This is a genomic window from Fusobacterium ulcerans, assembly GCF_003019675.1.
In the GTDB taxonomy this organism is placed as follows: domain Bacteria; phylum Fusobacteriota; class Fusobacteriia; order Fusobacteriales; family Fusobacteriaceae; genus Fusobacterium_A; species Fusobacterium_A ulcerans.
Genome location: NZ_CP028105.1, coordinates 1596362 through 1616536, shown reverse-complemented (window position 1 = coordinate 1616536; position 20175 = coordinate 1596362). Strand labels below are relative to the sequence as shown.

Annotated in this window: 10 protein-coding genes, 1 tRNA gene and 1 rRNA gene; 2 read left to right on the top strand and 10 right to left on the bottom strand. The window is 32.4% G+C overall.

Features of this window, described 5'->3' with window-relative positions:
- Nucleotides 1-2 precede the first annotated feature (2 nt).
- The 4 genes from C4N20_RS07520 to C4N20_RS07505 form a co-directional block, all read right to left on the bottom strand.
- Entirely contained in the window at nucleotides 3-224 is a 222-nt protein-coding gene (locus C4N20_RS07520; protein ID WP_005978661.1) for a hypothetical protein, read from the bottom strand.
- Between the two features lie 69 nt (nucleotides 225-293).
- Complete coding sequence (locus C4N20_RS07515) at nucleotides 294-9950, bottom strand: autotransporter-associated N-terminal domain-containing protein (protein ID WP_106878562.1); 9657 nt, start codon at nucleotides 9948-9950, stop codon at nucleotides 294-296.
- A gap of 16 nt (nucleotides 9951-9966) precedes the next feature.
- On the bottom strand, nucleotides 9967-10548 hold the full coding sequence (locus tag C4N20_RS07510) for a hypothetical protein (RefSeq protein ID WP_005979560.1): 582 nt from the start codon (nucleotides 10546-10548) through the stop codon (nucleotides 9967-9969).
- A gap of 496 nt (nucleotides 10549-11044) precedes the next feature.
- The gene (locus C4N20_RS07505) at nucleotides 11045-12484 is read right to left on the bottom strand and encodes a carbon starvation CstA family protein (protein WP_005978655.1); all 1440 of its coding nucleotides are present in this window, start codon (nucleotides 12482-12484) and stop codon (nucleotides 11045-11047) included.
- A 185-nt stretch (nucleotides 12485-12669) separates the two neighbouring features.
- Between C4N20_RS07505 and C4N20_RS07500 the strand changes: the two genes are divergently transcribed.
- Complete coding sequence (locus C4N20_RS07500; protein ID WP_051006455.1) at nucleotides 12670-14352, top strand: sensor histidine kinase; 1683 nt, start codon at nucleotides 12670-12672, stop codon at nucleotides 14350-14352.
- A 9-nt stretch (nucleotides 14353-14361) separates the two neighbouring features.
- A complete protein-coding gene (locus tag C4N20_RS07495) occupies nucleotides 14362-15084 on the top strand; it encodes a LytR/AlgR family response regulator transcription factor (protein ID WP_005978652.1) in 723 nt (240 codons plus the stop codon).
- A 54-nt stretch (nucleotides 15085-15138) separates the two neighbouring features.
- Here C4N20_RS07495 and C4N20_RS07490 read toward each other — a convergent pair whose 3' ends face one another.
- From C4N20_RS07490 to rrf, 6 genes are all read right to left on the bottom strand, one after another.
- Nucleotides 15139-16662 carry a flotillin family protein gene (locus C4N20_RS07490; RefSeq protein WP_005978650.1) on the bottom strand — a complete coding sequence of 508 codons (1524 nt, stop codon included), beginning with the start codon at nucleotides 16660-16662 and terminating at the stop codon, nucleotides 15139-15141.
- 774 nt (nucleotides 16663-17436) lie between these two features.
- Nucleotides 17437-18819: an MATE family efflux transporter gene (locus C4N20_RS07485; RefSeq protein WP_005978648.1), complete on the bottom strand. Its 1383-nt coding sequence runs from the start codon at nucleotides 18817-18819 to the stop codon at nucleotides 17437-17439.
- A 62-nt stretch (nucleotides 18820-18881) separates the two neighbouring features.
- Nucleotides 18882-19379, bottom strand: coding sequence for a GNAT family N-acetyltransferase (locus C4N20_RS07480; RefSeq protein ID WP_005978646.1), 498 nt, complete (start codon nucleotides 19377-19379; stop codon nucleotides 18882-18884).
- Nucleotides 19380-19433: 54 nt separating this feature from the next.
- Nucleotides 19434-19904: a Cys-tRNA(Pro) deacylase gene (ybaK, locus tag C4N20_RS07475; protein ID WP_005978644.1), complete on the bottom strand. Its 471-nt coding sequence runs from the start codon at nucleotides 19902-19904 to the stop codon at nucleotides 19434-19436.
- A gap of 38 nt (nucleotides 19905-19942) precedes the next feature.
- Nucleotides 19943-20018 (bottom strand) — tRNA-Asn (locus C4N20_RS07470).
- A gap of 10 nt (nucleotides 20019-20028) precedes the next feature.
- A 5S ribosomal RNA gene (rrf, locus tag C4N20_RS07465) occupies nucleotides 20029-20145 on the bottom strand.
- Nucleotides 20146-20175 lie beyond the last annotated feature (30 nt).

Below are 20175 nucleotides of genomic sequence, written 5' to 3'. Positions count from 1 at the left end.
TGTTATAGTTTTATCTTATTTTTATCGTTCTTCTCTTCTAAAGTTTTTCCATATCTTTTGAAAAGATTTAAAATTATCTTATTATTTGATCCATATTCTTCTTTCAGTTTTTTTAAATTTTCCTGAATCAATGAATATTCTCTTTCAGTAAAACGGCACCCAAGAGCACAGTAATTTTTCACTCCACTGCCTAAAGGGCGGCCTCTTTTTCTTCTTTCTAACATAACCCTCCTTTAGTATGGTTAAGACTGCTCTTAAATAAGAGCAGTCTAATGTTTTAATTATTGCTTTAATTAGAATTTGTAATTGAATCTTACACCATATTTAATTGATGAATCTTTTTTGTGTCCTTCATCTGCTGCTTCCACTTCGAATGTTACTCCCATGTGGTTCGCTTTTTCTACTGTAAGTCCAATTTTTCCTGTTAGTTTTCCTTCTCTTTCTTCTGGAGTAATTAGGCTGTAATATCCTTCCTCTCCATTTTTAAGTTTTGCTTTGTTTCCATCATAGTTGTCTCCAAATTCATATGCATATTTTACATCTGCTGTTACTTTTACCGAGATATCATTTCCTGCATAGATTCTTTGAGATGCCTTCACTCCAGCTCCTGCCTGTGCGCTCAGATAATCATTGTCTTTAATCTGCACTTCAAGTCCGCCTTTGCTTCCAGCGCTTTCTTTAAAGTCATCTATTTTTCCATACTCTAAATCTAAATCAGCATATACATCCAACTGTCTAGAAAGATCTGTATAGATAACTTTTGTAAGTCTGTTGTCAAGTGCTACAGAGTAAGTATTGTACTCTCCCTTATTTTCAAATGTTTCTTGAAGGTTAAGTTTTCTCTTAGCAATATGTCTGTTGTATCCAAGTTCTATTCTTGACAGCCATGATACTTTATGTTCCTCACTTAGATTTTTAACTCTATGTGCTCCTACTCTCAATGAGTATACATCCTCTTTTGATCCACCATCATCAAAGTCAAACTTAGATCCTGCAAATCCTATTGTATATCCATATTTACTTCCATACTCTGTTCCTTCTTTTTCCTTCATATACAGAAGTCCCATTACTTTGTAATCATAGTCATCTATTCCCAATGTAGAATCTTTGTAGTTTCCATCAGTATAGATAACACTGTATTTACTGCTGTCCTTTGTCAGATTGTATGAAGATTCAAGTTCATAGAAAGAGTTGTCAAATGCTCTGTTGATATCCTGCATTCTTCCCTGAATAGTTGCATAGATATCTCCTCTTGTTTCAGCTAATTTCAATGATGTCTCTCTTTCAAATTGATCTGCTGGAAGCCCTTCCAGATATTCATTCAACCCTTTCAGAATTTCAGCATCTCTTCCACTTCCACCACTATTTTTAAGAATATTATCCAGTCCTTTATGTAAAGCATCAAACTGCTCTCCTATTACTAGATCTGCATATGGTCTTTTAGCTATAACAAGGCTTCCTTTATCTGTTACTTTTGCAATAAACAGAGGTGATGTTACAGGAGTAAGTTTAGTTCCTGTAATTGCTCCCATTGCTGTATTTACAAAACCATCTATCTCATATGAAATTCCATTTCCTGTTGCTGCAAAGTTTGGAAGCAGTTTTACTTCTCCGCTTACACTGTTTGCATTAAATAGAGGTGTTCCAGTTGTTACATCTACATATGCTCCATCTACTATTATATTTCCTGCTGTAGAAAGAGTTCCTCCAATAGAAGTATAGTTTCCATTGATTTTAATAGTTCCATCTGGTGTGATTGTAACAGATCCTATTTCAGCAGTTGCTAATCCACCATTTCCTATAGCTGATCCGCCATTTACTACTATATGTCCAGCGTTTATTGTACTTCCAATACCTTCTATTCCCACCCCATTGTTTACTACAATAGTTCCATTATTCTCAAATATTGTTCCTGTACCAACAAGCATTCCTGCCCCTTGATTTACTGTAATAGTTCCATTATTAATGATAGTAGCTCCTGCTCCATATGATGCCATACCTATTGTTACAGCTCCGCATGATGCTAGTGTTCCTCCTAAATTAATGTCACCTCCTACAGCATTTACAGCTACTGCACCATTTCTTACAAGAATTCCTACTCCACCATTATCTACATTGATAGTTCCTGTATTTGTGAATCTTGTTTCTGTTCCTTCTCCATATACTCCTACTGAATGATCATGGTTTACAGTTATCGTTCCAGAACTTGTTGCTACAGTTCCTCCTGTTAGATACATTCCTATAGAATTTAAATGCTTATCAGTTTTATCATGCTCTCCATTTACATCTGTTTTTCCTACAGTTATATCTCCAATGTTATTTACTATATTTTTTCCACTTGAGAATATTCCTACAGCTGCTGTTTCTAAAGTCATATCAGCATTATTGTTAATTGTTGCTGATTGTTCTGCTGCCTGTTTCAAGAAAATTCCATATCCATTATTTCCTACATTCCAGTTACCTGCTAATACATTTACAGTTCCTGTTCCATCTAGTTTATAGATACCTACTGAACCAGTATCATTTACTCCAGTTCCTTTATCTTCTATTGTCAGATCCCCTGAATATGTTACATTTCCATTTCCTTCACTTACTATTCCTATACTTGTATTTGTTCCAACATACATATCACCTGTTACAGATGAGTTTATATTTTTAGCATACACTCCTATAGAATTGTTATCTCCAAGTGTTATTCCTGTAGTATTTACAGTTAAGCTGTTAGTTCCTGTTCCTTCACCATAGAATCCAAGTGATGAATTTCCTACACCAAGAGTTCCTCCATTATGCTGTATATTATTTTGAATACCTGTTGCATATAATCCTATTCCGTTATTTCCTACAGAAACATTTCCACTTCCAATATAGCTTCCACCATTCAACACTACTCCAACAGGTATATCCTCTGTATTAGTTAGAGTTGAATCAGCTACAGTTATTCCGCTTACAGTTAATTTGCTGTCTTTTCCATATACTCCTATGTTTCCTTTTCCTCCTACAGTTACTGTTCCCAGTCCTGTATCAGAACCTGAAGCAAATATCCCTATTTTGTTTTGTCCGCCAGTTGTTGTTATTGCTCCAGTTACTGTATTTACTCCACCACTGATAGCTGCCTTGATTGAATAGTCTGCATCTGCTATTGCTGGAAGATTTATAGTTCCTGAAGTATTCAAATAATATCCTCCAATAGAGTAATTATCTTTATCTCCTGCATGAAGAGTCACTGTTCCAGTTGCTGCTCCCAATGTTGCTCCATTTACTACATATCCTACACCCTTTGTTACATTTAATGTTCCAAAGTCTAAAATACTTCCTGCTCCTACCAGATACATTCCTATACCATTATTAGTTACATTTATTGTTCCCAGCGCATTATCAATATTTCCAACATCAGCATACATACCTACTGCATCTTTTCCTGTTACATTTATCAGATTATCATTTTTAACAGTTACCAGAGCCCCTGTTCCTGTAGCTACCAGTCCAAGTCCTCCTGCCTGTACATTTATAACACCTGTTGCAGTATTTGATACAGTAAATGGTCCTCCAGCGCTGTATACTCCAAGAAGTCCAGCTGAACCATCTCCTATTGTGATAGTTCCTGAGTTAGAAAGATTTCCATCTTTTGTAGCTGCTAGTGTTCCTGTTCCACTTCCAATAACTATATTAGCTCCAAGATTTACTGTACCTCCATTGTTAAATGAAAGTATTCCTCCTCCGCCATTAAAGTTTACTGTAAGTGTTCCTGATGTTCCTAGATTAGCTGTAGCTCCTGTATCTACCAATACTCCTATTCCAGTTCCTGTTATATTTATAGTTCCCGCATTGGCATTAAGAAGAGTTCCTGTTCCTTTTAAATACATTCCTATTGCGCCATTTCCTACATTTGTAGTTGCTGAATAGTTTATTGTATTTCCATTATCTGTAAGGATACCAATAGTTCCTAAAGTAGGAGCATTTATTGTAGAATTTCCTACTGTGTGAGTAAGTCCTGTTCCACCAAGATATAGTCCGATAGATGATGTACTTGTAACTCCTCCTGCTGTTATTACTGCTCCATTTACACTTGCTGTATTATCTGCAAGGTAAACTGCAACTGTATCTTTTGAATTTCCAGCATTTACAGTTCCAGATACTACTGAACCATTTTCTGCATATATACCAGTTCCTGATGTTCCATTAATAGTAACAGGGAAATCTATTTTAGCATTATCTCCATATACCCCTACTGAATTAGCTGCAAGAGTTATAGTTCCTGCATTTGTTATTTTTCCAGCTCCTGTATTATCAAGTACAATACCAGTTCCTGCACCTGTCAGATTTATTGTTCCACCAGCTCCATTAAATCCTGTATTTGCACCTTTTACATATACTCCAGTTCCTGTTGTTGCATTTATAGTTCCAGCATTTATTCCTGTACTTGTTCCTGTTCCGCTCAGTACAGCCATACCAACTGAATTATCAGCTGTTATTGTTAAGCTGTTTTTTACAACAGCTGTTGCTGAAGCTGTTCCTTCTGCTACCATTCCTGCTGCTGTTGAACCAGCTCCTGTCAGACTTATTGTTCCTTTATTATCTGCTGTTCCATTATCTGCATAATATCCAACTGCTGCTCCAGCTGTTGTTCTGTTAAAGTTTCCTGTTGCAGTATATGTTGAACCACCGCTTACTAAAGCTCCTACTGAACCAGTCGCTGTATTATCAGTTATATTTTTGCTGTTAGTTACTTTTATTCCCCCATTAGCATAAATACCTACTTCCTGATTAGTTCCAGCAAGAATAATTTCTGCTCCATGAGCTGCTGTTTTTGTATTTGCTCCTGTGTAGTATACCCCTATATTTGCAGTTGATGAGTTGTTTGTAACAGTGATTGTTCCTCCAGTTACTCCAGCTCCATCAGCAAGATACATTCCTGTACCTGTACTACCACCAGTTCCTATATTTAAAGCAAGTCCGCCAGTTACATTTACCTGCCCTCCAGAAGCATATACTCCAACTGAATTTCCACTTGATGAACCAGAATTTACAACTGTATTAGCTAAAGTTCCTCCATTAGTAAAATAAATACCTACTGTACTGTCTCCAGTAGAAATATATATTCCATTTGTCAGAGAATTAGCTCCATTTGCATATACTCCTATTGCTCCATTTGTTGCTGTTAAAGTTGAATTATTAGTTAAAACATTAGTTCCATCTAAATAAATTCCAACAGATTTTTTTATAGGATCAACAACAGCTCCATTTATTGTTGTTGCATTACTTATTGTTACATTTGAATTGTTTTTAGCATAAACATATATATTTTCTCCTGAGTTGGCAATTGATACAGTTCCTCCATTTAGTACAACCTTTGCATTATCTGCTGCTATACCAAAAGATTTTGTTGAACTGAAAGTTAAATTTGAAGCTCCACTGTCTGTAATTGTTGCGCCATTTTGAACAACTATTCCTGCTGCTCCTGTTCCTTTTAAATCAATAATTCCTGTATTTACTAAATTGGCATCAGAACTTACTCCTACCATTCCTAATTGAGTAGAATCTCCCACTTCAATAGTTCCTGTATTAGTAACTGTTCCTTTTTTAGTATACATTCCTACTGCATTTGTTTTTCCAGAAGCCATCTCTATTTTTCCAGCATTAGTTGCACTTCCACTGTTTACATATACTCCTACTCCACTTGCTCCAATTTTCAATGTAGTACTAGAACCAGTAGAAGCTCCTGTTGCTCCCTGAACATATAATGAAGTCATATTGCTTATTGAACCTGTATCTATTATTCCTCCAGGAGTTGCTATTGAAGTTGCTGCTGGAGAACTTGTATCCCCATGAATTGCTAGTAAAACTCTGTCACTAACTCCTCCTGTTGTTGTTATTGTTCCCAAAACTGCTGATGAATCCAATTTTGAATCTGGACTTAAAGCAATACCAGTAGCGCCTTTTCCTAATTCAAGGTTTCCAATATTTGTTATTGTAACTGCGTTTTCTCCATACATTCCTGTAGAATTTTCTCCTACTTTCAATGTTCCTGTATTTCCTATTTTTGTTTCAGATTCATATCCTGTTCCAGTTCCACTGGCATATATTCCTATTGAGTCTTTTCCAACAGTTATATTTCCTGCATTGACAGCTGATATTTCTCTATTCATTCCAATGGCTAAACTAGCATCTCTACTATTATTTTCAAGATATATACCTACTGATTTCTCCCCATTAGTTACTATATTTCCACTATTTATTACTGAAGTTTCTCCTTGATTTAAAGCACTTGATCCAAATTCCTCTCCTGCTAAAGTTCCCAGTGAAGTTTTTCTCCATGCTGTTGCATAGATACCCAATGCTTCATCTCCATAAACATCAATTTTTCCTGTTGCCTTATTATCAACTTTTGATCCATTTGTTGCAAATATACCTGTTCCACCTTTTACAGAAATATTTACTTTTTGTACTTCAATAGTTCCATCATTGTTAATTTCTCCATAGTTAATAAATGCCCCTACTGCTCCAGCTCCTGCATCTGTTCTTCCTGCTTTTACTGTTGCTGATGAAGCTATATTAATTTTTGAAGTTGCATTAGAAGTTGCATTTTTACTAGAGTTCATTTCTAGTCCAATAACCTGTCCTTTATATGCATCTGCCCCTAATGCACTTCCTGTTGATACAGAAGCTAAGTTTGCAGTAACAGAATTATTTACATTCAAAATACTATTTTGAGCAACAACTCTATTGAAATAGTAGAAATCTGCTCCAGATTTAGATGATTTTTCCATTGTCTGATCTACAGTTATTGTAGTTCTTTCTAAAGCAGCTTCTAAATATTCTGTTATTCCTGCATCACTTGTAACTGCGACTCCAGAAGTTACATCCCCTTGCAGCGTGCTTATAGTAGTTGCAGGCATATTCTTTATATTAAATACTATTACATCATTTGATTTTACATGAACTTTTGTTCCTGTAAGAGTAAGTGGAGATACTCCTCCTTTATCAATATCAAAAGCTGTAGCTGTTCCTCCAAGAATTATTTCAGTATTTGTCAAATTAATTTTTCCAATTCCATCAGTATATGCTGCATATCCATTGTTTACTTCTATTTTTCCATTACTTAAGTCAATATTTCCATTTGTTCCTATAGAAGCTACTCCAGCAGCACCATCTGTAACTTTTATATTAGTATACTGAGCATTAATAGTTCCGCCGTCAACCATCAATCCAATTCCTCTGTATGACCCAGCACTACCAGATACTTCGGCTCCTTGAATTTTTATATCAGGTGTAGAACTAAGAGTAGCTTTATTAACTGTTATGGTAGCACCATTAGCAGCAAAGGCTCCTAGTGCATTTATACTGTCAGAACTTGTTGGAGAATCTACAGATAATTTAAGGTTTGATATACCTCCAGTTGTTGTTATAGAAGTTCCTGTTCCATCAGCATAGAGTCCTATTCCATTTACAGAAGTATTTCCATTTCCTTTTATATCTTTTATTGAAATACTGTATCCATTTTTAGCTACAGCACCAACATTATTTTTTCCTCCATCTAAAACTACTGCACTTGATGAAGCTATGTTTCCACCTTTATTTTGCAGAACATTGCTGCTATTATAAATATCCATAGCTATCATACCTATGTTGCTTTCTCCACCTAACACTTCTACAGAACCTGTTCCTAAAGTCAATGTTGGAGAAGTTCCTGTTGTAGTTGTTATAGGCACAACTCCAATAGAATTCTCTGTATTAGAATAAATTTTAATTCCATGTGAATCAAGATTTATACTCTTATATGATAATATTCCTACTGTTCCTTCTATTTTACCAGTGTTACTATTATCTCCATAATAATTACTAATAGCTTGACCACCATTTGTATCTGCTGCTGCAACATTTAGAACTTTATTAGCAGTTCCTGATGTATCTCCTATATCTGCATGAAAATTTCCATAAATATTATTTCCAGAAGGAGCAAAAGAATTAGTCACATATAGACCAATACTTTCATCACCATATAGAACAACAGGCTTTCTAATTCCTGCCCCATCTGTAAAGTCCATGTATAGAGTCCCATCTGCTGCATATGCATTTTTTGCATACACTCCTAATGATCCTTTTCCAGACATTTCTATAATTCCTCTATTTACAATCACTGTATTCAATACTTTTCCATAATTTGAAGTACTTGTAAGTCCATTATTTATAGTATAAGCTCCACTATCTCTAGTATATATTTTCATACTTCCAGAATTATATAATACTTGTTGATTGACACTAGCACTATCGTTAGAAACTAAAAATCCTGAATTATATGCACCATATATTGTACCACCATCATTATATGGTCTAATTATTATCTCATCAGTATTAATTGCAAAAGTTGTACTTACTGTTGCTACATGTTTATATTGATTTGTCAGAGATAAGTTTCCACCTTCTAATACTATTTTTCCACTATTGAGCCACATCATCCCTTTTGCAACATATGAAGTTCCATGACCAGCAGCATATCCCGCTCCAACAGAAGTTGATACAGCTTCTGCATCATCCCATGCATTAATTACATTAGCAGCTTTAGCTGCACTTACATATTGTGCTATTGTTGCATTACTTTGATCTGTTGCTTTTAGTAAAGCATTTTTTATAGCAAGAAAAGTATTGGCTGCTCCATGATTATCCATATGAACAAATTCTCTTAAGTTTAGTGTACTCTCCTCATTTTTTCCAGTATATATAAAGTTTCCATTATTATATAACCCTACATATGTTGTAGTTACTGCCTGTACCCCTGTTCCTTGACTATAATAACTTCCGCCATTACTGTTTTTAAAGTTTTTATCTGTTGTAACATCAGCCATTGTGTTTATTGTATTATTTGCAACTGTTAATCCTCCTGATGTTGCTCCTAAATATGTATAAGCTACATAATCTTTATATGTATAAGCAAATCCACCATATGTAGTTGTAGCATTTGGCTTTCCAGTTTCTCTATCAACAAGGAAATCTCCATTTAATACTGCTATATTAGCAATAAATCCATTTTCCCCTGTAACATTATCAACATAATATTTATTTCCATTCCCTATTGAACGTGAGCTAAAAGCAACATTAGGTATCTCAGGAATAATAATCTCAGGTGCTGTTGGCTTTTCAGGAGCACTTACCATTGTTGGATCTACTGCATTTGGAATTGCTACAGTTGGCTTAAGAATTGTCTTATCTCCTGGTACTGTTGGTGTAGGTACACTTGGAGCTGTTACATTTATTGAAGCTATTGCTCCTGGTGTTATTACACTAATTGTTGGAAGAGTAATTGTTGCTGGTGCTGTTGGTGCTGTTATTGTTGGTGCTGTCAGACTTGGTATCCCACCAATCGTTGGAACTCCCACTGTTATGTTGATTGTTTTATTTATTTCAGGAAGCATTGGTTCAACAGGAACAATATTTGCTCCCACTTCTATTGTTTCCCTAAATACCTCGTTATCAACAGCTACTCCATTTCCAGACATTATTTTGTCTTTTCCAATATTTCCAGTTGATCTAAGAAGACTTCTTCCGCTCTTTGTTCCATAATGCTTGTTGATTGCATCTATAGTTTCAGAAAATTCCTTATCTGTTCTGTCCTTCATTTTTCCGTTATCTAAATACTGATAAGTAAAAAATATTTGTGTACTATTGAATAAAGGCTTTGAATAAAAATCTCCCTTTCTTACAAGTTCAACAAAGTCTGCATTATATTCTTTTATCAGCCTTTCATTTTCTGCTATTTTCCTTTTTATTTCTTCTCGTTCTGTTTGAATCCTAGTTAAAAGATCGCTTTTAGTTTCCTGTATTTCCTCTGCTGTTATTCCTGCACCTAAAGATATTCCTCCTGTTATCATGAAGGCTATCAAAAGCGAAAGAGAATAACTGACTTTTCTTTTTAAAAATCTCTTTAGAGATTTTTCAATGTCACCTTTTCTCATAAAATCTTCCCCCTATTTAATTTCCTGCTCTTACTTTCTGTTCCATTCTATCTAATCTACTCAAGTATTCATTAAGTTTCTCATTTTCTAATAAAAGTAATTCAATTTCATTATTATTTGAATTAAACTGATCATATACTTCATCAAATTTCTGACTTAAAAATACTCTGTTTTCATTAGGTTCCATCCCCAAAACTTCTTCAAGTTTCACAATCTCTTCTTCTTCCATTTTCAGAAATGCCATTCTTTCCTTTCCAATTTCAAAAGCTGCTCCAGCTGCTGCTATTCTAGCTTCAGGGTTATTGTCACTTCTAAATACTTTTTCTTCAAGAGATTCATTCATATCTCTTCTAATATCCTCAAGTATTTTTTTTCCCTTTTTTTCCTCTGCCTTTTCAGCTGCTATTCTGGCTTTTTCCTCTTCAGCTTTTGCTTTTTCAGCATCTTCAATAGCTTTCAGTTTTGCTTTTTCTTCAGCCTGAATTTCTCTTCTTATCTGTTCAAGAACTTTTCTCCCCTCTTTTTCACTTACTTCCTGTGAATAAAGTGCTGTTGTCAAACAAGATAGAAAAAGAAACATAGTAACTACTTTTTTCATATCTCTTTCCTCCTTAAAATTAAATTGCTTTCAAGATGTTGTAGTTTAATTAAAAACAATAAAATAAATCCCCCCTCTTTTTTATGCCAAACAAATATTCTGAATTTTAATTTTTTAGAACATTTTTTATCATTTTTATAAATTAAAAACGTTTACATAACAATCTTATTAACTAAATTATAACATATTATTATTTCGCGTACAAATAAAAGCATATTATAAATCTTTTATTTTTACATGTTTTTTATACTCTTTGCTTTTATAGGCAACAACTGTCACTTATTTTTTTATAAAAGAATGTACATAATTTTTGAATATATAATAAACAAAAAATAGAAATAATAACTTCTAAAAATATGAATGGCTGTTTAGAAAAGATTTTTAAGTTAAGGAAAAAGAAAAAATATGACAAAAAAAGACTGAATCTAGAATAACTCTAAATTCAGTCATAAAAATTTTTTTTATTTAATTTATCTTTAAATTATTTTCTTACAAATTATGCATGTGCTTCAGAAATTTTTTCTTTTTTCAAAGTTTTAAAGAATCCTAAAGTACATACTGCTGATAATATCAATCCACAAACTAATCCAACCATTTCTATCGTAGCTACTGGAGTTCCATGGAAGAATCTTACAAATCCTTCTGGTGCTATAACTATATAGTCAGTAACAACTACAGTCATAAACATTGCTGGAAGAAGAGCAATAAAATAATTTTTACCATGGTTGTTCAAGTACTTAGCTGCTGCCCAAAGAGCTATTGTAGCTAATGTTTGATTTGACCAGCTGAAATATCTCCATAAAATATTGAAATCTATGAAGCATAATGCAATACCAACTACAAATAAAGGTATAGCAATTAAAAATCTATTTGCTATTGGACCTTGTTTATATCCAATTGCATCTGCTATTGTAAGTCTTGCACTTCTAAAAGCTGTATCTCCTGATGTTATTGGACAAGCAACTACTCCTAATAGAGCCAAAGCTCCTCCAACTTTTCCTAATACTGAAGTAGAAATTCTATTTACTACAACTGCTGCTCCACCATGACTCAATGCTTCTCCAAGCCCTGGAGTTCCACCAAAGAAACTCATTGCTGCTGCTGCCCATACTAGAGCTACAACTCCTTCAGAAATCATTGCACCATAGAACACTTTTCTTCCTTCAACTTCATTTTGAAGACATCTAGCCATCATTGGAGATTGAGTAGCATGGAATCCACTGATTGCTCCACAAGCTATTGTGATAAACAAATAAGGGAATACTGATTGATGTGCTGGATGATAATTTTCAAAAGCTATCTCTGGAATATGATATCCTTCAACAACAATTCCGATTCCAATTCCAATTGCCATAACTAATAATGCAATACCAAATATAGGATAAATTCTTCCAATTATTTTATCTATTGGTAATACAGTTGCTGCTAAGTAATATACTATGATAATAGCAATAAGCACCATTTTATCTATACCTGTAAGGTCATTCAAAATAGCTGCTGGACTTGTTATAAATACAACTCCAACCAATACTAGAAGAATTATTGAGAAAACTACCATAAGTTTTCTTGCTCCATTACCAAGGTTTTCCCCAACTAGTTCTGCAACACTTGCTCCATCTTTTCTTAAAGACATCATTCCAATTAAGAAGTCATGAACAGCTCCTGCGAATATACATCCAAATACGATCCATAAGAATGCTGCTGGACCCCACATTGCTCCTGCTACTGCTCCAAATATAGGTCCTGTTCCTGCTATATTCAAGAACTGAATAAGGAATGCTTTTTTCCATCCCATCTCTACATAGTCTACACCGTCACTTAATTTTTTTGATGGTGTAAGTCTGCTTGGTTCAATACCAAATATTTTTTCAACTATCTTACCATAAACAATATAACCAACTATTAGAGCAATTATTGAAATAATAAAACTATACATACAACCTGCCTCCCATTTATATTTTATTTAGATATAATAATATAATTTTCTACATCTTAGATAATACACCTAAAGCCTATAAAAAGAATGCTTTGTTCTTTAAAAGGTTAAAATTGATACTTAAAATGCAAAAATAAATCCTTTAATATCACTTTTTATATTCTATTCTTTATGGTATAATTTTTATGTCTATTATTGGGAGGGGATATAAATTGTTAAAATTAACCAGTCATTTGTTAAACAATTTAGGATATATTATTGCTATAGCTTTCTTTTTCACAAAGTTTAAAAGTGCTAAAAATATATTTACAAGAAATAAATACAGTCAAAAGGACATTCTTCTCCTTTCAGCATTCTTTTCAGGTCTTGCTATAATTGGTACATATACAGGGGTAGATTATCGTGGTGCAATAGTAAATGTAAGAAATATCGGGGTTGTAGTAGGAGGTATCCTTGCTGGTCCAGAAGTTGGAATTTTAGTGGGACTTATCGCTGGTATTCATAGACTTTTTGTGGATGCAAGTTCTATAACTACTGTTCCATGTGCTATTGCTACTATGGCAGGTGGTTTTATCACTGCTCATCTCTACAAAAAAACTAATGAAAAAAACTGCTACCTATATGGGTTTCTTGGAGGATTCATTGTAGAAAATCTCAGTATGGTGCTGATACTTCTATTGGGATCAGATTTTGAACTTGCAAAAGATATAGTTTCCAAAATTTATTTTCCAATGATACTGGCTAATGCTATTGGAGTTTCAATAGTCATTCTCATTATTCAAGATATAATTTCTGAAAAAGAGATTATAGCTGGAAAACAGGCGAAACTAGCTCTTGAAATAGCAAATAAAACTCTTCCTTATTTTAGAAAAGGGGAGTCTTTAAATGAAGTTTGTAAAATAATTTTAAATTCTCTGGATGCTAAGGCAGTCGTCATTACCAATGATAAATATATAATTGCTAGCTATGCTATATCTGATGAGTTTAAAATTGATCATACTGATATAAGAAGTGAAGCAACAAAGCAGGTATTGAAAACTGGAAAAATTTTAGTTTTAGGAGAAGAAAATGGTATCAAAGATTTTCATTGTATCACAGGCAAAATAAAGTCATGTATAATATCACCTCTTTTTCAGGGAGAAAGAATAGTATCTGGGACTCTTAAAATATATTTTGATAAAGCTGAAAATGTAACTGCCCGAAATCAATACCTTGCTGAAGGACTTTCGCTGCTCATATCTACTCAATTAGAAATAAGTACTGTCGAAAACTTCAAAGCTATGGCAAGGGATGCGGAACTAAAAGCTTTACAAACACAGATTAATCCTCATTTTCTCTTTAATGCACTTCATACTACTGCATTTTTTGTAAGAATGGACCCAGCAAAAGCAAAAGAAGTAATAATCGACTTATCTACATATCTTCGTTACAATTTGGAAAATGCTTCAAAAGTAGTATCACTTGATATGGAGCTCACTCAGGTAAAAGCTTATGTTAACATAGAAAAAGCTCGTTTTGGGGATAAAATTTCAGTAGAATACGATGTAGAAGAAGGATTGGAAAATATAAAAATACCTAGTCTTACTATTCAGCCTCTAGTTGAAAACAGTATCAAACATGGTCTCCTGAGACAAAGAGGTGGAGGACATGTATATATCACTGCCAAGAAAAAAGATAAGGGATGTATTGTGACTATTGAAGATGATGGAATAGGAATTGATCCAAAAATAATAGAAGAATTAGATGGAAGAATGGAAAAAAGTATTGGACTTAAAAATGTTCACAACAGAATAAAATTAATGTATGGAAAAGGACTAGTTATTGAAAGTTTAGAAAAAGGAACTAGAATATCCTTTTATATAGAATAGGGGGAAATAATGTTTAAATGTGTAATTATAGAAGATGAGTTTCCAGCTAGAGAAGAGTTGAAATTCTTTATAGAAAAACATGGTGGAATAGAACTTGAAAAAGAATTTGACAGCCCTTTAGATGCTCTTAAATACCTTCAAGGAAACAAGACAGATATAGTTTTTCTTGATATAAATATGCCTGAGCTTGATGGTATGAGTCTTGGAAAAATTCTTTCTAAGCTAAATGAAAATTTAAAAATAGTATTTATTACAGCCTATAAAGAATATGCTGCTGAAGCCTTTGAAATTAAAGCTTTTGACTATCTTCTAAAACCTTATTCTGAAAAAAGAATAAATGAGCTTTTAGATAATCTTACAAAAGAAAAAGAAATAGAGCATATAAAAGATACTAATAAAATCAATAAAGTAACAGTTACTTCTGATGAAAAAATGTATGTTATTTCTATTGATGACATTTATTACATTGAAGCAGGAGAAAAAGAAAGTATGATTTATACCAAAGATAATTCTTATTCTTCAAAAATAAAAATTTCAAAATGGGAAGAAATGTTACCTAAAAACAAATTTTATAGAACCCACAGATCATATATGATAAATCTTGATAAAATAACAGAGGTTGAACCTTGGTTTAATGGAACTTATGTCTTAAAAATACAGGATTTAAAATTTAAAGTTCCTGTCAGCAGAAATAACATAAAAGAATTTAAAGAAATATTAGTTATAAAATAAAAGTTTTATAAAAAATAATAAAATTGGAGAATGAATCCTCATCCTCCAATTTTATTATTTTTCTTTTTTTGAATTATCTCCAGTTATTGAAAGTTCTGGCATATTTATAGATTTCGCTATATCATTTGCCATTTTGAAAGCTGGTATAGCTCTTGTTATATCTGTTACTATTCCTGCTATTTGATTTCCTGCTCCATTACTTCCATCTGTTGACCCTGATCCCCCATCACCAGCTATTATATTCAAGCTGTTGATATCTATATTAGCCACTGCATCTGCCTGTGCTTTAGCCAGTTGTGGAAGTATTTCAATAAGTTTAAGCCCCATAATTCCAGATTGTCCATATACTTCTAAAAGTTTTTTCTCCGCTTCAGCTTTTTTCTCAATAGGTAATGCTACTTTGATTGCATCTGCTTCTGCTAATGCTTTTAATTTGTCTGCTTCCGCCCTTGCTTCTATTAATATTGCATCTGCTTTTATTTTAGCTATTTCCAATTGATTATCTGCTTCAAGTTTTTTTAATTTAAGTTCTGTAATTTTTTCTATTTCAAGTTTTTCATTATATACTTTTGTTTCAACTATTTCTTTTGCTCTCTGAGTTTCTAGTGCAACTTCTGCCTGTTTCTTAACAGTTTCTTTAGATTTATCTGCTATCTCCTGCTTTAAACTTTCCTCTTGAAGCTTAATCTCTTTTTCTTTATCCAATTCTTTTAAATTAATCGATTTTTCAGTTTCTATTCTATAAAGATTTTGAGCTTTTTGAGATTCAGACTCCATTCTTTTTTCTTCAGCCATTTTATTTTGAGTAGCATTTGTTTGGATAAGTTCAGCTTTGATTGTTTCTTCTGTTATCACTGCTTTAGTTTTCGATACCTGTATCTGTCTTATTTTATCCTGTTCAGTTACAGCTATATCTCTTTGAGCATTAGCTTCTGCTACCCCTACATCAGATTTTCTCTGTTGTTCTGCCACAGCTATTTGTGCATCTGAAGTTGCAAGAGCTGATGCTTTTTTACCAAGCATTTCTGTAATTCCATCCATATCTTTTATCATCTTAATATTATAGTTAATCAAATCAAGTCCTAATTTACTCAACTCTTTTTCAGCATTTTCACTAACTTTTGTCATCAATAGAACTCTATCCTGTAGCAAATCTTCAAATTCCATTTCTGATATAATTGTTCTTGTCTGTCCAGTAAGTATTTCTTTAGCTAATGCACATATTTCATTATCGTTGAAACTTAATAGTCTATGTGAAGCTATAATTCTTTCTTCTGGTGAACTTGATATAGCAAAAGTTGCATCTGCTTCTACTACCACTCTAATTTTATCATTAGATACTACATTTGAGTCTTCTCTCAAATCTATATCTATATTCATAGGTTTTAAATTTAGTTTTTTACATCCCTGAACTATTGGCAGTATAAATGTACCATTGGATGTTATTATCTTATTTCCACCAAGTCCATACTTTACAAGAATAACATCATTGGGACATTTCCGATATATAAGAACTGCTCCACCTATCAATATAACTCCTAAAAAAATAATTAAAGAAACTCCTAAGCCTAAAAACATAAATTCCTCCCCATAGTTTATATTTTTCTATTTTACTTTAAATAAAAATAAAATATATTTCTATTTTAATATACACTATTTAGTTATTAAAGTCTATATTTTATATTTTTTATTAATTTTATATATAAATTTATACTTTTTTTCTTTTATAAATACTATTAACAGCAGTTCAAAAGATAATATTCAAATTAAAATAAAAAAATATTTTTTATTCACAATAAAAACACAAAAACATCAAAAATAAAAATATTTTTAAAAAAAAGTTTATATTTTAATTTTTATATTTTTTTTAGTATAATTTAATATTTTTTCATATTTATTAAATTTTAATTTATATCTTAATTTCACATTTTAATTAAATTTAATTTTACATACAAAAATATTTATAAAATATTTAAAAAAATAGTTGATATATTTTGTTTTATAGTGTATAATTATTTTATAATCAATGGCATACAAATATAATTTTACTGCGATTATTAAGAGGAAGTATAAATACTTCCTCTTTTTTTATATAAAAATATTTAATATAATTCCACTAACAAGTCTCTTCTTTTAAAAAAACAGCAAACAATATATTATAATTTTTATATAATTAAAGAACTTTTTACTTTTATATTAAAATCTATATTCTTAAATATATAAAAATAGAAAAAAGAAATATAAATTTCCATAAAAAAATGCTGCCTTCATAATAGATCATTGTCTCTCTACTATAAAGCCAGCATGTGAATTTCCATTCATTATTTGCTATTATTCTTTTTTCATTATTATTTATTGATATTTCTCTTCACTCTTTTCTTCCTGTTTAAGCATACGAAGTTTTAAATCTTTCACTACTTTAAATGCTATTATAGTTCCAAGTATAAAAGTACATACATCAGCAAAAGGCTGGCATAGCTGTAATCCTTTTATTCCTCCAACTTTTGGAAATATGAACAGTACTGGAATAAGAAATATTCCCTGTCTTCCCATTGCCACAAGAGTAGCCATAAATCCATAGCCAATAGATTGAGTAAGCATATTTGCCATTATTATACACGCCTGTATTGGAAGAGTCATACACTGAAATCTCAACGCAAGAGCTCCTATCTCTATAACTTCAAGATCTGTTTTCCTAAACAAAGCTAAAATATCTGGAGCAAATATGAAGCATATAATTCCCAAAGTTGTTAAAAGAATTACTGCCACTTTTAAGCAAAAATGGTAAGCTTCCAATACTCTATCATATCTTTTAGCTCCATAATTAAAACCACATACTGGTTGAAATCCTTGCCCAAATCCCATCAGACTTGAGTTTATAAACATCATTATTCTTGATACTATTGACATTGCTGCAATAGCTGCATCTCCAAAAGGAGAAGCACATACATTTAATGCAACAGCTGCCATACTGGCAAGCCCCTGCCTTGAAAGTGTAGGAAGTCCTGCACGTAGTATTTCTTTATACATGGTAAGTCTGAATTTAAAACTACTTAATTTTATTGTTACATGTTCCTTATTTCTATTACACATATACATTAATATTAAGAAACTTATAAACTGGCTCACTATAGTTGCCAAAGCTGCTCCTGATATCCCTAAATTAAATTTAAATATAAATAGTGGATCAAGAACCATGTTAAGTATTCCACCAGTTCCTATTCCTATCATTGAATAAAAAGCATTTCCTTGAGAACGAATTATATTATTCAAAACAAAAGAACAGCACATATATGGTGTAGCTATAAGAATATATTTAGCATAATCTTTTGCATAGGGAGCAATTGTTTCTGTAGCTCCAAGCATTCTTACAAACTTATCTAAAAACATCAGACCTAGAATCGCTAAAAGGGCTCCTAATATCAATGCTGTAAAAAATGCTGTAGCTGCTGCTTCGTGAGCACCTTCTCTGTCATGCCTTCCTAGACTTCTTGATATATAATTTCCACTTCCCATTCCCAAAGTAAATCCAATAGCCTGTATCATTGCCATTACGGAAAAATTTATTCCAACTGCTGCTGATGCAGATGTTCCTATCTGGCTTACAAAGAATGTATCTGCCATATTATAAACAGAAGTTACCAATATGCTTATTATTGTAGGTATTGCTAGTTTTGGTATCAGTTTTGATATTTTTGTTTCTGTCATCTTTATATATAAATCATTTTGTGCCATAATGTCCCCCACTATTACAAAATTTTATTACTATATTTTATTTTTATCCATATACATATAGTTTAATATATAGTTCGACTTCTATATTCCATCAAAACTGTATTCTGCCAAACATTATTTCTATCTTTTGCTATCTTCTCTCTGTAGCCTACTTCACGAAATCCACATTTTTTATGAAGTTTCACACTTGCTTTATTCACTTGAAATATGGAAGACTGTAAAGTCCATACTCCATTTTTTTCAGCTTCTTCTTTTACCTTATTTAAAAGAAATTCACCAAGTTTTTTTCCTTGATGAGCTTTATCAATATATATACTTACTTCGGTTACCCCACAATAATCTATCCTGCTTGATGTTGGACTTAGTGCTGTCCATCCAACTATTTTACCATCTTTATTACATAATGTAAATCTGCATATTTCTAAATGTGCTTTTTTCCATGACTCTTGATCAGGCAAATCTTTTCTGAAAGTAGCTATTCCTGATTCTATTCCCTGTTCATATATTCTTGCTACATCTTTCCAATCTCCATCTTTCATATCTCTGATAAAATATTCCATATAACCACCCCTTGAGCTTTATAATAGAATTTTACCATATAAAAGAAAAAATTTCTAAACTATTATGTCTCCTACTGTCATATTTAAATATTTTATTAAGTCTGTTGGAGATATTATAATCTGAATGCCTCTCATTCCTCCGCTTACAAATATTGTATCTTTAGTTAAAGCTGATTGGTGCATAAATGCCTTATGCCTCTTTTTTATACCAACAGGAGAACATCCTCCCCTAATATATCCAGTCATATTAAAAAGTTCTTTCATTTCAAGCATTTCTACTTTTTTATCTCCAGAAAGTTTTGCCAATTTTTTTAGATCTATATTATCACTTCCAGGAATACAAGCTACTAACATCTCTCTTTTTTCATTTAAAAGTATCAAAGTTTTAAATATTTTTGTTATATCTTGTCCTGTTTTTATTGATACTGATATTGCACTTAGATCATTTTCATCTACTTCATATTCTACAAAATCATATTTTATTTTATTTTTATCCAGCTCTCTCATTGCATTAGTTTTCTTCATAATGACCTCCTGAAAAAATTTTCCAAAAAATAAAAAAATGGCGCTTCCTAATGGACTTGAACCATTGACACTGCGGTTAACAGCCGCATGCTCTACCGACTGAGCTAAGGAAGCACACATTTGTGCTTGGCAAGTTCCTATCCTCCCAGGAGGCTTCCCTCCAAGTACTTTCAGCGTTTACGGGCTTAACTTCTGGGTTCGGAATGGGACCAGGTGTACCCCCGCAGCTATTCTTACCAAGCTGTGTGTGTATTATTTCTAATAGACACTT

Bases quoted from the DNA above. Each gene is read 5' to 3' on its own strand.
- C4N20_RS07500 (WP_051006455.1), top strand. From the start codon at position 12,670: ATGTCTATTATTGGGAGGGGATATAAATTGTTAAAATTAACCAGTCAT.
- C4N20_RS07490 (WP_005978650.1), bottom strand. From the start codon at position 16,662: ATGTTTTTAGGCTTAGGAGTTTCTTTAATTATTTTTTTAGGAGTTATA.
- C4N20_RS07485 (WP_005978648.1), bottom strand. From the start codon at position 18,819: ATGGCACAAAATGATTTATATATAAAGATGACAGAAACAAAAATATCA.
- C4N20_RS07520 (WP_005978661.1), bottom strand. From the start codon at position 224: ATGTTAGAAAGAAGAAAAAGAGGCCGCCCTTTAGGCAGTGGAGTGAAA.
- C4N20_RS07515 (WP_106878562.1), bottom strand. From the start codon at position 9,950: ATGAGAAAAGGTGACATTGAAAAATCTCTAAAGAGATTTTTAAAAAGA.
- C4N20_RS07495 (WP_005978652.1), top strand. From the start codon at position 14,362: ATGTTTAAATGTGTAATTATAGAAGATGAGTTTCCAGCTAGAGAAGAG.
- C4N20_RS07510 (WP_005979560.1), bottom strand. From the start codon at position 10,548: ATGAAAAAAGTAGTTACTATGTTTCTTTTTCTATCTTGTTTGACAACA.
- ybaK (WP_005978644.1), bottom strand. From the start codon at position 19,904: ATGAAGAAAACTAATGCAATGAGAGAGCTGGATAAAAATAAAATAAAA.
- C4N20_RS07505 (WP_005978655.1), bottom strand. From the start codon at position 12,484: ATGTATAGTTTTATTATTTCAATAATTGCTCTAATAGTTGGTTATATT.
- C4N20_RS07480 (WP_005978646.1), bottom strand. From the start codon at position 19,379: ATGGAATATTTTATCAGAGATATGAAAGATGGAGATTGGAAAGATGTA.